The sequence below is a fragment of the Roseivirga sp. genome (genome assembly GCF_049099775.1).
GTDB lineage: Bacteria > Bacteroidota > Bacteroidia > Cytophagales > Cyclobacteriaceae > Roseivirga.
This window is the reverse complement of the sequence record NZ_JAGDZM010000002.1, coordinates 337337-351328: the sequence shown is the minus strand read 5'-3', so window position 1 is coordinate 351328 and position 13992 is coordinate 337337. Positions and strand designations below refer to the sequence as shown.

Below are 13992 nucleotides of genomic sequence, written 5' to 3'. Positions count from 1 at the left end.
CAATTTATGTTAAAAATTAGTGGACTTATTATTGCTATATTCTATGCAATCTCACAAAAATTTGATCCTCACGACTAGTGGTTAAAGACAAGTTCATGTGTTTAATATATAGAACCTTCGACTAAAATATGATTTCAACTAAACCAATTTATCTTCTAATTCTAGCACTATTTATCCCCTTGAGTAGTTTTGCTCAGGCCGATAAAAGGCAAGCAAATTGGCAAGAGGTCTATCGGTTAGAAAAGGAAGGTTTAACCAAATCTGCTCAAAACAACGTAGAAGAAATTCTAGTGTGGGCCGCGCAAGAATCGAACGCTGAAGAGTTACTCAAAGCGACGATATACCAAAGTAAGTTTTGGCTTTTATTGGAGGAAAATGCTCAGTTAAAAGTAATAGACAACCTCCAGCGCAGAATAGAGAAAGCCAGTTTCCCACATAAAAGTATTTACCAACTGATCGCTGGAAAATCGCTTTTCAGCTACTATCAGAGCTATAGCTACGATATTGACCAAAGAGACGATGCTAAAGTCGATACCGTTGATTTCAACTTCTGGAACAAAGCTCGGTTTCAGTCTGAAATTCATAGTTACTATAACAATGCCCTTCGTGAATTTGAAAAAAACGATACCCTGAGGCTAGATCAGTATAGATCGGTTTTTAGAAGAATCGGAATAGAGGAACCGCAAACAGAATATGTTTCGGATTTCATTGTAGAGCAGGCCTTAAATTTTTACTTCTATGGCCTTCAAATAACAGATTTCAAATCTCGAAAATGGCTTCCTTCCTTAGATACTTATTGGAACCCAAATGCATTTCTAAACTTACAAATTGAACCACAACTTGAAGGATCGTCCTTCGACCTTGGCTTCAGGTTAATTCAAAAAACACTGATGCGTCAAAAAGCCAGTGGAAATACAAAAAGGTATGTTTACTGGGAGTTATTCAGATTAAAACTCCTAAAAAATAGAACAGACAATGAGCTTGATGCCTATTTAAAAGCTTTGGATGAATTAGCTGAATCGCTAGACACAGATAACAAAGTGACTGTACTTTTTGAAAAAGCTCAGACATTGAACACCCTCGGCGCTAGGTTCAATTATAAAAAGAAAGAAGATGCCTTTCGATGGATGCGAAAAGAAGCTTATGAGATTTGCGAAGAGGTTATTCGATTAGCCCCCAACTCATTCGAAGCCAAACAGGCTCAAGTTCTTAAAAGCTCAATTGAACAATACAGCTTAAATATCACTCAAGAAGATTTTATTCAATTATCGCACTATTCAAGGGTATTAGTAGAATACAACAACCTCAAATCCCTAGAATTCACCATTTACAAGGGTAGCATGAACAGGTTGAAACAGATCATTGTACCAAACAAAAAACCCTTTTCGGAAAAATTTAAAGCACTTGACTTAGTTCGTACGTGGGAAGTAGACCTTCCTCAGGCCTCAGACTATCAAAGACATGCTACAGAGGTGTTAATTGACCCTTTGGCGGAGCTGGGACAATACCTTTTAGTAGTAAAAGAAAAGGATACTGAAGAGCCATTACAATTCGGCATTTTCCAAGTGAGTAATCTCACATTTATAAGGTTGCCCACAACTACGTTTAATGAATTTCTCGTTTCCGACCGAAATACTGGTAAACCGATATCCAAAGCCAAAGTTAGGCTATTGTCTAATGGCAATTATGGAAAAGCATTCTACAAGAACCTTAAATCAGACATGAATGGTCGTATTCAGTATAAATCAACGAACTATTACTCCGGTATAAATGCCAAGGTCATGACGGCCACCGATACTGCGTTTTTCGATAATATCCGAATCTCTAGAAACGCCAAGTCAGCATCAAATGACAACATTTTTGTAACCAATACTATTTTCACTGATCGCGCAATCTATAAGCCGGGTCAAATGATGTATTTCAAGGGCATTCTCTTCAAAACGCAAAAAGAAAAACGAGAAGTAGTACCAAATGAGGAAGTCTTAGTGACTGTTTATGATGAAAATGACGATGAGATTTATGAAGAGACCTTGAAATCAAATGAATTTGGTTCGTTTACCGATTCTTTGAAAATCCCTAAATCAGTGCTACCAGGGGAATTCTATATAGAGGTCGACGAAAGCGAGAATGAAAGTAAGTTCTTTGATAAACCTGAGGTTTATTTTAACATGTCGGACAAATACTTCAGGGTCGAAAACTACAAACGACCAAAATTCGAACTAGAGACTGACCCGATCAAAAAAGCGTATGTCCTTGGCGACTCTGTAACGTTCAGCGGAAAAGCCACCGCATTGGCCGGGAGCAAAGTTTCCGATGCCGCTGTAAAATATACCGTCACTAGAACTGGTTATCTCTACGGCGCCAATACAGATTTTTATTCCTATCCGATTAGAGAAGAATTCCTAATCGCTGAAGGGGAAACTGCCACTGACAACGATGGAAAGTTTAAAGTAACATTTATGGCCAGTGGTGATGCTAAAGAGAGCAAAGAAAAACTACCAATTTTCTCCTACGAAATAGAAATAAGTGTCACCGATATTAATGGTGAAACAAGAACTACTGAAAAAACGATTTATGTAGGCTATCACAAAGGTACTTCCAGCATATCTGCACCGGTTGAAGTAGAAATCGGTGAGCCAATCAGCCTTACAGTATCAGAAAGAAACCTTAATAATCAAGCTATCTCCGAAGTGGGAACACTCTCTGTCTATAAACTCGCGAAGCAGCGAAAGTATCTAAAAAAACGGCTATGGACGGCTCCTGATTCACCCATTATAAGTCCAGAGGAATTCGCCAGCGCATTTCCTTACGAGCCATATGGAGAGGTAAATGCGGAGGATGAAAAGGTGCTCATTTTTGAAGCTCTTTTGTCAAGTATTAATGACATTTATATGATTCCTGAGAGCAAGTACTGGGAAAAGGGTGAGTATAAAGTCAGTTTTAAATCTGGCACTACTATCATACAAAAATCATCATTAAACATCAAAATAAAGAATTCAAGTAAGATTAAGGATCATAAGTCATTCATAAATATTGTCAATGATAAAAACACTTATCAACATAAGGATAAGTTAGAGCTTAATATGTATACAAGCATGCCCAGCCTTTCATTAACTCTTCTTCTTGATAAAGCAGGACAGATTAGCAAAGAGTACATTTTTAATCTTTCAAAAGGAGAAAAAACGTTACGACTCCCAATCAAAAGAAAAGATATTGGCGGATATTCTATTCACTATTTGGCCCAGTCTGAAGGAATGGTGGAGACGGGTAAGCTCAATATCAATATTCCGTTTGAAGAGCAAAGGATTGAATTAGAAACTACCTCCTTCCGCAGTAAACTAGAACCGGGCCAAAACGAAACATGGAGTTTTAAAGTAAAAGGAGATCAAAAAGGGAAAGCGGAAGCCGAATTATTGGCCTCAATGTATGATGCCTCGCTTGATCAATTTGTGCGCAATGACTGGTATCTATCTTCTATCAGCAAAAGACCCACTTACAGTAATGGGAATTTCAGTATGAATGGGAGTTTTTCGCAAAAATCTCTTTTCTCATTGACTTCTAATCGCTATAGCTCTTTTCAAATTCCAATAAAATCTTTTTACACACTTGAGCTTTTTGGGTACAGTTTCGTAAACCCAAGACAAGGTCAAAATAACTACGAGAATATTTCATTTAGTCCAGAAAACAAAGTATTAATCAGTATTGCCGATGACGAAGAGTTTGAAACACTGATGGAAGTCCCAATAACTAACCAAGCTTTAGCGGGTAAAGTTGCAGGAGTTCGTGTGCAACCCGGTGCCGCCAGCAATGGGGTTCAAATAAGAGGGGCTTCTTCCTTGTCAGGAGGAAACGGCCCATTAATCATATTAGATGGAAAGATTATGGAGGGCAATCTTTCTGATTTTAATCTTCAAGAAATAGCAAGTTACGAGGTGCTCAAAGGAACCTCTGCGGCTACGCTTTATGGTTCAAGAGCTGCAAATGGCGTAATTATTCTAAGTTCAAAAGGAGGTAGCGCTAGCATTTCAGATCAAAAACAAGAGGCCCTTTTTAGCGAAGTAAAACGGAGAACAAACTTTAAAGAAACGGCTTTCTTTTATCCTCAACTAAGAACAAATAAAGCGGGCGAAATCAACTTCAGTTTTACAACTCCTGAATCCCTTACCAAATGGAAGTTTCAATTGCTTGCTCATACTAAATCCATGCTGACAGACCAGTTGGTTAGCACTGTACAAACACAGAAAAAGCTAATGGTGTTACCAAATTTCCCTCGTTTTGTAAGGGAAAAAGATCAGTTGATTATATCAGTAAAAGTTGCCAGTCTACTTTCTAAAGAAATGAAGGGGAAGGCCAGAATAGAATGGCTTAATCCTGAAAATGACGAACCTATTGATCTTTTAGTCAAGGAAGATAAAAAAGACAAATCTTTCGAGCTAAAGGCAAACGGTAATACAGCGCTGGATTGGAAAATCAGAATTCCTGAAGGGCTGAGCGGGATTAAATATCGCGTTTTGGCCACTGCGAATGGCTTCAGCGATGGCGAAGAGAGTTTTCTTCCTGTTCTTTCAAACAAGGTGATGGTTACAGAAAGCCTTCCGATGTGGGTGAAGGCAAATGAGGAGAAAGAATTTAAATTCGATGCCCTTTCACAGGCCTCCAATACAAAAGAGAATTTCAATCTGAACATCGAATTCACGAATAACCCTTTATGGAATGTGGCACAGTCACTCCCTTACCTTATTGAGTTTCCTTATGAATGCAGTGAGCAGACTTTCTCTCGAATTTTTGCCAACGCACTCGGTATGGATATCGCTAAACAACACCCGAGTATTGCCCAATTGATCACGAAATGGTCGGGAGAAGAAAATCAAGGACCATTGTTCGCTAACGAAAAACTTAAATCAATCGCCCTAAAAGAAACACCATGGCTTTTAGAAGCTAAAAACAATGAAGAAAGACTGAAAAACCTTTCCAAAATACTGAATCCCGATGCTGTTGAAGCAGGACTGAATTCGTCTATTGATAAGCTGAACCAAATGCAAATGGGCAGCGGCGCATTTCCATGGTTTAGTGGCGGTAGTTACGCCAATAGAACCATAACAAGTCACATTGTAAGCGGGTTTGGCCAGTTGAAAAAGCTCGGGATTATCATCAGTAATAACAAGGTAGATAACATAGTAAGTTCGGCTTTTAAGTACCTAGATAACCAAATTATAAGCGACTATAATCGCATTGCCAAAGACACTAGCTCAGGAAGAGAACTTCAAGCAGCTCAAATCCACTATCTATATGCCAGGAGTTTTTACGATAGTCTTTTTACCAATGAAAAAATTGAAACGGCTAGCTCGTTCTTCTTAAAACTTGGTGAAGAACAGTGGCTTAAGCAAGGCCTACAATCTAAGGCCATGCTGGCATTGATTTATCATAGAGCTGGAAAGAAAGTCATGGCGAACAAAATCATGAAGTCTTTGGAAGAAAATGCCACCTTAAACGAAAGGGGAATGTATTGGCTTGAAAATGAATCAAGTTTCAACTGGTACCACATGCCGATAGAAACACATGCCAGAATTATGGAAGCATTTGCTGAAATAATACCTAATGAAGAAAGGCATCAGCAACTGATGCAATGGCTTATTCAAAACAAAAGAGCCAACGCTTGGCCAAGTACTAAAGCCACGACTGATGCCATTTATACGATGCTGAATACAGAAAAAGTTAACCTAAACGAGCAAAACGGATTGACGATTCGAGTTGGTGATGTTGACCTCAGTAATTCCGCGAGCAAAGCATCAGAATTGTTCCTTCGAAAAGATTGGGCGCCCGCTGAAATTAAACCGAGCCTGAGCGAAATCTCAATCAAAAATGAGGGGGCAAATCCATCTTGGGGAGCTATTCACTATCAATATTTTGAAGCACTTGAAAACGTCGTTCAAAGTGGTGGATCACTACAAATAAGAAAAGAAGTCTTTAAGGTTGGCGATAAGAAAGAGCAGACAACTGAAAAGGGTCACGTTTTCAAAATTGGCGATCGTGTAAAAGTCAGGCTGTCTTTATCTACCGACCAAGACATGGAGTTCTTGCACCTAAAAGACCTAAGAGCGGCAGGTTTTGAGCCAAAAGAGGTGCTCTCTGGCTATAAAAGCTTTGGAAATGCTTATGCCTATCAAGCGATTGATGACACCAGCATCCACTTCTTTTTCGACCGATTGAAGAAGGGTAAATATGTAGTAGAATATGAACTTATCGTGAACAATGCAGGAAGCTTTTCAACAGGAATTGCGACTATAGAAAGTATGTATGCACCAGAATTTAATGCTAAGGCAAAATCAATTCCAGTTGAACTGATAAAGAACTAGGTTTTGTGCTTTTAATTAGAGCTCGTCTACCTGACCAGCCTCAATGGAAAACATCTTAACATCTTGGTTCATGCTTTCAAAAATGCCCAATGTCCTTTCAGGACGAGCATCGGTTACGAAAATCTGTCCGAAGGTTTCTGAAGCTACCATTTCCACTAATTTGGTAATTCTGAAATCATCTAACTTATCGAAAATATCGTCCAACAAAAGAAGTGGCTTCACTCCCTTTTGTTGAAAGAGAAAGTCAAAATTGGCCAGTTTCAGAGCAATCAAATAAGACTTCTGCTGACCTTGGGAACCAAACTTTTTAATAGCCTTTCTTTCCATTAAAAATGGAAACTCATCTTTATGAATCCCGACATTGGTCCTTTTCAGAATCAGATCTTTTCGTTCACTTTCCTGGAAAGCCGATCTGATATCACCATCAAAATGAGATTCATATTGTAAATCAACCTCCTCGCTAGCTTCGGAAAGGTTTTTATAATGATCGTTTACTAAGACGCTAAACGTTTTCAGGAATTTTTGTCGCACTTCGAAAATTTGCCCCCCAAGATCGATCAGTTTATCAGTAAAAGCATCCAATAAGTCCCTGTCAAAGAAATCTCTTTCTGCGAATTGCTTTAAAAGACTATTTCGCTGTTTCAGGGTATGGTTATACTGAATTAGATTCTGCAGGTAAACCTGATCTACTTGTGCGATAATAGCGTCGAAGAACTTTCGCCGGTCTTCGCTCGAACCACGAATCACGTCGGTATCATTGGGGGCAATCATTACTATGGGAAACTTCCCAACATGCTCACTCGCTTTTTTGTAGGGCTTATCGTCCAATTTTACCAACTTCTTTTTACCTGCCTGAAGACCACAAAGCACAATTCGTTGCTTTTCTTCTTGCCTAAAAGCCCCTTTTATAGAGAAAAACTGCTCTTCGTGACGAATACACTGACCGTCTAGCGATGGGCCTGCACTTTTAGTAAAAGAGAGGTAGAAAATAGCATCTAACAGATTGGTTTTACCCGATCCATTCTTACCTAAAAGGCAATTGATTTCCTGAGAAAACTCAAGGTTTGCCTCAGGGTAGTTTTTGAAATTGGCTAGTCGGATAGATTCGAGGTGCATTAATTTCAAAGTTGAGGGTTTTTGTCTTATTTTCGCAGTCCTGATTTAATAAATGAATATTAAGGGTTTTCCCTTTCAAATTATAGGCTATGGCTGCAACAAAAACAACGCGCAAAACTAAGGCTACCAAGAAACCTAAATTCAGTAAAGACGACTACATGTTCTGGTTTGAGAATATGTTGTTGCAAAGAAGGTTTGAAGAAAAAGCTGGGCAACTCTATGGTCAGCAAAAAATCAAAGGTTTTTGCCATTTATACATCGGACAAGAAGCTTGTTCAAGCGGTTCGGTAAGTGCTCTGAAAGAAGGTGACAAATGGATCACCGCTTATCGTGATCACGGTCAACCTTTAGCATTGGGTACTGATCCTAATAAAGTAATGGCCGAACTAATGGCTAAAGCAACGGGTGTTTCTAAAGGAAAAGGCGGTTCAATGCACATGTTCGATAAGGAAAAAGGTTTCTTTGGTGGGCACGGTATTGTAGGTGGTCAAGTTCCTTTGGGTGCTGGAATTGCTTTTGCAGAAAAATTTAATAAAACCGACAACCTATGCATTTGTATGATGGGAGACGGTGCCGTAAGACAAGGTGCTTTTCACGAAGCACTCAACATGGCCATGACATGGAAACTCCCGGTAATCTTTGTGATTGAAAACAACGGTTATGCCATGGGTACTTCGGTAGAAAGAACTTCGAACGTAAGAGAGCTCCATACTTTAGCGGAAGCCTTCGATATGCCTTCTGCTCCTGTAGATGCGATGCACCCTGAAAATGTGCATGTTGCGGTAGAAGAGGCTGCTGACAGAGCTAGAAGAGGCGATGGCCCAACACTTTTAGAGTTTAGAACCTACAGGTTTAAAGGACACTCAATGTCTGACCCTGCGAAGTATAGAAGTAAGGAAGAAGTTGCTGAATACAAAGGGAAAGATCCAATTGAGCAGGTAAGAGAGAAAATCTTAAGCAGCAAATGGGCTACAGAAGACGAGTTAAAAGCAATTGATACCCGTTTGAAAAAGGAAGTGGAAGCAACCGTTAAGTTTGCCGAAGAGTCTCCATATCCAGATCCATCAGAGGCTTTCAAAGATGTATACGTTCAAGAAGACTATCCTTATATAACAGAATAGGTTTTAACGCATTGTTTTTCAACATTTTCCTTATATTTGCGACCTAATTTTCAAGAGATGACGAAGAACACTTCTTCAGAGGAAACAAAATCAAGTAATTCTGAACCAAACACTATAGAGCGGTTCAAAAGTGAAGCTGGCCCGGTTGGCTTTATTGGCGCTATCATTGGTGTTTTAATATTGCTAGGTACTAGCTTATATTTTTACCTAGATATTCAGAAACAAAAGAAGAACGCTACTGCTCAAAACGAGATTTTCCAAGCACAGTACTATTATGAGAAAGACAGCATCGACGCTGGCCTTTTAGGTGATGGTCGTAACCTTGGTTTCATTGATATCATTGATATCTACAGTGGAACGGAAGTAGCTAACCTAGCGCACTTTTACGCAGGTGCTTCTTATTTAAAGAAAAGAGAATACCAAAGCGCTATTGATTACTTAAAGAAGTTTAGTACTTCTGAAGAAATTGTAATGGCACGCGCTGAAAAACTCTTAGGCGATGCTTACATGGAACTTGGCAACTTTACAGATGCTTCAAAGAGCTACATGAAAGCCGCTGAAACAGTGGATGATCAGTTCTTCTCACCAACTTATTTAATGAAAGCTGCTTTAGCTTTCGAAAAAGCCTCTGATATGAAGGCTGCCATTAGCGCAATCGATCAGATTTTAAATAAGTACGAAGATGCTGCCGAGTATAACGATGCTCGAAAACATAAAGCAAGGCTAGATGCCCTTGCCGGAAATTAAATTTTGAAAAAATTAATTTTAAAAGGTAAGGCGTTAGTCTTACCTTTTTTTGTTTAAACCGAGTCAGGATTAATTAAACTGGCTTAATTACTATAGAAACCGAATACTAGACATATGGCTTCAAGCATTAAAAACCTAAGTGATTACAGTAGCAAGAATGTAAAAGATATAAAAGATAGCACTTTTGCAATTGTGGTTTCCGAATGGAATGAAGAAGTAACCGAATCACTCTATGAAGGCGCTATGGAGACACTATTGAGCCACGGTGCTGATAAAAAGAACATTGTAAGGAAAAACGTACCGGGCAGTTTTGAGCTTTCTATAGCTGCTCAATGGATGGCGCAAGAAGAAAGTGTCGATGCGGTGATTTGTATTGGGTGTGTAGTACAAGGAGAAACAAAACACTTCGATTTCATCTGTGATGCTGTTGCCCATGGTATTACAAACGTATCCTTAAAATACAATAAGCCAGTTATTTTTGGAGTACTCACACCAAACACTCAAAAGCAAGCACTAGACAGAGCAGGTGGAAAACACGGCAACAAAGGAGACGAAGCTGCTATCACGGCCATCAAAATGTTAGGCTTCTAAGAACAAAACCATGCAAGTATTAAAATTTGGCGGCACTTCGGTTGGGAAACCGGAACGCATGAAAGCTGTTGCAGAAATCATTACTCGAAATGATGAACCTAAAATTGTAGTCCTTTCTGCACTATCAGGAACAACAAATGCCCTTGTTAGCATAGGTCAAGCGCTCGCAAGTGATAAAAAAGAAGAAGCTACGCGTCAAATTGCTGAGTTAAAAGCGCATTATGAGGTATTTATAAAGGCTCTTCTTGCTACTGATGAGAAAAGATCCGAAGCTTTTGAAATCATAAAAGAACATTTCGAATTTTTCAGTATAACGCTAAAAATCTCTTTCAATGAGGCGCTAAATAGAGATATTCTCGCTCAAGGAGAATTGATGTCTACCAAATTGTTTACCCTGTATTTACAAGAAGCAGGAATTAATGCAGCCTTATTACCGGCGTTAGACTTTATGCGCACTAATGAAGAAGGAGAACCTAACCTTGAACGCATATCGGCAGACCTGACCAAAAAACTCAAAGATTTCAAAGGAGCGTCACTACTAATTACGCAAGGCTTTATTTGTAAGAACTATAGAGGCGAAATTGACAATTTACAAAGAGGAGGCAGCGACTATACCGCTTCCCTTATTGGTGCGGCAATCAATGCTTCGGAGATCCAAATCTGGACGGATATTGACGGTATGCACAACAACGATCCTCGCGTAGTTGATAAGACTTTCCCAATTGCAGAACTTTCATTCGATGAAGCTGCTGAGTTAGCCTATTTCGGAGCAAAAATACTACACCCAGCCTCTATCTGGCCTGCGCAGAAATACAGCATTCCTGTAAAACTGCTTAATACCATGCAGCCAGATGCTAAAGGCACGGTAATTAGCAAGTCTACCAATTCTGATGATGTAAAAGCCCTCGCGGCGAAAGATGGCATTACGGCCATTAAAGTAAAATCTTCGCGTATGCTCTTGGCTTATGGTTTCTTAAGAAAGATCTTCGAGATTTTCGAGAAGTATAAAACACCGATCGATATGATTACCACCTCAGAGGTAGCCGTTTCTGTAACAATCGATGAAGATGAACATCTAGAGAAAATTATTGCTGAGTTAAGTCAGTTAGGACAAGTAGAAGTAGACAATGGTCAAACGATTATTTGTGTTGTCGGCAATTTTGTGGCCGAAAGAAAGGGTATTGTGAATAAGATATTTGACGCTTTAGAAGAAGTACCGATCCGAATGATTTCTTATGGCGGAAGTCGGCATAATATCTCTTTACTCACTGATAGGGTAAACAAAGAGAACTCTTTAAAGAAACTAAACGAACACCTTTTCGGTCTTTAGATTAATTTGATAGCATAAAAAAAGGCGTATTGAAAGCATTTACTGCTCAATACGCCTTTTTGTTTTTTAGGCAAGTTACTTCTCGTCGAAAAGCTCAGTCCAAGCAGCGTTAACAGGTCTTGTTTGTCTTCCTTTCCATTCAGGGGCTCCTGGAATTTCAGTAGCATTGGCTAACGCTTCTTTCGTTTTTCCAGCTGCTGCACCTTTTTTCACAAACTCCATCACTTTGGCCAAGTAGTTTTGAAATGCCCTTAGATCCTCACGCGTTCCAGTCACTTCGTATCCGCTGCCTGAATGCCCAAATACAAAGAGCGTGTCTTTATCGAAAGCTTTATAGCCTCTTTCCATTACGCGCTGCCAGTTTTCCATATTTGCCCCAGCTGATTTATCAACAAAAGGTGCTCTTCTGTTAAAAACTAAGTCTCCACAATGAACAATATTGGCGTTTTCGAAGTGCACAAATGAGTCACCATCGGTATGTGCTGCACCAAAATAGTGCATCACCACTTTTTCCTTACCTACCTTCTGGCTGAATTTTCCTTTTTTATAAGTTGTATCAGGAAAAAGCTGTTTATCGACAGAATTCGCTCGTTCTGCGTTGGCTTTTTGGTTTTTTAAGGAGTTCTCATGCGCCATTACTGTACCCACAATGCCTTTAAATGCGATGTTACCCGCACTATGATCGCCATGGTGGTGTGTGTTCACCAATAAATCTATTTTACGATCCGATTTCTTTCTAATTTCTTCCACCATATGCTCCGCTTGAGGCGGAAATTGTGAGTCTACAACGACCAAACCATCGTTAGAAATCATCCACCCAATGGTGCCTCCTCTTTCACTAAAAATACCCACATCGTTTCTTAAGGCCTGCATTTTATAGCCATTCTGAAAAAGTGAGTCATAAAGAAAAGACGACGGTAATAACGAGAGCGCACTTAGTGCGGTGCTTTGTTTAATAAAAGATCTTCGGTTAGTCATGCTGTTAAATTTTAATGAAAGGTAAGTGGCTCTTTAAAAAACTACTAACCATTGATGTAATTGAAAGTTCATTCCACCTCGTTTATATTGGCTTTTTGTAATTTGGTCGACAAAGTTTTACTACATGAAAAGATATAGCTTCTTAGCAGTCTTCTGTTTTCTCTCAGTTCAAATATTCGGTCAGGCAGTAGACCGAGCACTATTGATTACGCCAGAAAAGACTAATTACACGCAAACATCTACCTACCAAGACGTAATTGATTTTACAACGCTAGTGACGAAAAACAGTCCATATGTGACCAAAATCAGTATGGGAACGAGTTTGGAAGGGCGAGACATTCCTGTTTTCGTTTTAGCAAATCCAAAAATTGAAACCGCAGCGGAAGCTAAAGCCAGCGGTAAGCCAATCATTTACGTGCAAGGCAATATTCATTCTGGTGAAGTGGAAGGCAAAGAAGCTGTGCAGATTTTAATGCGCGATATCTTGACTGGTGACAAAAAGCATTTAATCGATAATCAAATCATACTGTTTGTACCGATCTATAATACCGATAGTAATGATAAGATGGATGAAGAAGTAAGAAGATCACAAGAAGGAAGTCCTCTGAAAACCGGTAAAAGATCGAATAGCCAAGGCTGGGATTTGAATCGTGATGGGATGAAAATGGAAACATTGGAGAGCAATGCGCTTATCCAAAACATTATAGTGCCTTGGGACCCAACACTGTTTGTCGATTTACACACAACCAACGGAACATGGCATGGTTACTCGCTTACATGGGCACCGAGTTACCACACCGCTGGTGAAAAAGCTCCTTACGACTTTACTTGGGACAGAATTCTTCCAGAAGTGAGTAAAAATGTGCTTGAAAAAAACAACGTGCATTTAGGCCCCTACGGATACTATTACACAAGACAAGAAGGCTGGCCAATCAAGTCAATTTCAACGTATAATCACCACCCAAGATACCTTGTAAACCAGTTTGGCCTTAGAAATAGAATGGCCATTTTGAGTGAAGCATTTGCACATGAAAGACTCTATCAAAGAATAAACGCTACCCACTCTTTCGTAGCTGAAATCTTAGAGTTTACCAATAAAAATGGTCAGGAAATGCTGAAGATCAATGCTAAAGCGGAAGCCGATGCAATAGCACTAGTTGAAAATGAAGGAGGAAAAGTACAAAAAGGCGTGAGGTTTAAAAAAGTGCCTTTGGATAAGCCTATTGCATCGTATAGGACTTATAACCACATGGAAACGACCAATGAAAGAGGTCAGAAAACATACCTCAGAAAACCTGAAATTGTAGAATTAAAGAATATCGTTAACTATAGCGGTTTTGAAGCTACTAAAACGGCAACGCTACCCAAAGGCTATATTATTCCGAAGGAATTCGCTGATATTGCTCAGCATTTAATGAACCATGGTGTTGAAGTAGTTGAACTTAAAAAGAACACAAGAGCCAAAGGGGAGGTTTTCACAGCCACTAAATTGACTAGAGCTGCACGACCGTTTGAAAAGCACAACATCGCTACCATTGAAGGAACTTATAAAGCGGCCAATAAAAAGTTTGGTAAAGGTGATTTCTGGGTTGATTTAGCCCAGCCATTGGCCAACCTTATCTTTTACCTGCTAGAACCAGAATCTGACGATGGTTTAGTAACTTGGAATTTCTTTGACAAGTACTTCGATGATGCTGGTATTGCCAGCAAAACCGTGGAATATCCTGTTTTTAAATACTTTGAGGTTAAATAA

8 protein-coding genes are annotated in these 13992 nt (G+C 39.4%); 6 read left to right on the top strand and 2 right to left on the bottom strand.

The genetic code is table 11. The features are described 5' to 3' along the window. The first annotated feature begins 128 nt into the window (after positions 1-128). Complete coding sequence (locus JXQ92_RS03820; RefSeq protein WP_421985259.1) at positions 129-6356, top strand: alpha-2-macroglobulin family protein; 6228 nt, start codon at positions 129-131, stop codon at positions 6354-6356. A 15-nt stretch (positions 6357-6371) separates the two neighbouring features. Here JXQ92_RS03820 and recF read toward each other — a convergent pair whose 3' ends face one another. Continuing rightward, the gene (gene recF, locus JXQ92_RS03815; RefSeq protein ID WP_421985258.1) at positions 6372-7472 is read right to left on the bottom strand and encodes a DNA replication/repair protein RecF; all 1101 of its coding nucleotides are present in this window, start codon (positions 7470-7472) and stop codon (positions 6372-6374) included. An 89-nt stretch (positions 7473-7561) separates the two neighbouring features. Here recF and pdhA point away from each other — a divergent pair, with 89 nt between their 5' ends. The 4 genes from pdhA (at position 7562) to JXQ92_RS03795 (ending at position 11261) form a co-directional block, all read left to right on the top strand. Next, positions 7562-8593 (top strand): pyruvate dehydrogenase (acetyl-transferring) E1 component subunit alpha, encoded by a 1032-nt coding sequence (gene pdhA / locus JXQ92_RS03810; protein WP_421985257.1) that lies wholly within the window; start codon positions 7562-7564, stop codon positions 8591-8593. Positions 8594-8650: 57 nt separating this feature from the next. After that, on the top strand, positions 8651-9340 hold the full coding sequence (locus JXQ92_RS03805; RefSeq protein ID WP_421985256.1) for a tetratricopeptide repeat protein: 690 nt from the start codon (positions 8651-8653) through the stop codon (positions 9338-9340). Between the two features lie 114 nt (positions 9341-9454). Continuing rightward, a complete protein-coding gene (ribH, locus tag JXQ92_RS03800) occupies positions 9455-9931 on the top strand; it encodes a 6,7-dimethyl-8-ribityllumazine synthase (protein WP_421985255.1) in 477 nt (158 codons plus the stop codon). Between the two features lie 10 nt (positions 9932-9941). Then, positions 9942-11261, top strand: a complete 1320-nt coding sequence (locus JXQ92_RS03795) for an aspartate kinase (RefSeq protein ID WP_421985254.1) — start codon at positions 9942-9944, stop codon at positions 11259-11261. 75 nt (positions 11262-11336) lie between these two features. Here the strand turns inward: JXQ92_RS03795 and JXQ92_RS03790 are convergent, their stop codons facing one another. Continuing rightward, positions 11337-12239, bottom strand: coding sequence for an MBL fold metallo-hydrolase (locus tag JXQ92_RS03790; RefSeq protein WP_421985253.1), 903 nt, complete (start codon positions 12237-12239; stop codon positions 11337-11339). A gap of 124 nt (positions 12240-12363) precedes the next feature. On the opposite strand from JXQ92_RS03790, the gene JXQ92_RS03785 reads away from it, so the two are divergent. Continuing rightward, on the top strand, positions 12364-13992 hold the full coding sequence (locus JXQ92_RS03785) for a M14 family metallopeptidase (protein ID WP_421985252.1): 1629 nt from the start codon (positions 12364-12366) through the stop codon (positions 13990-13992).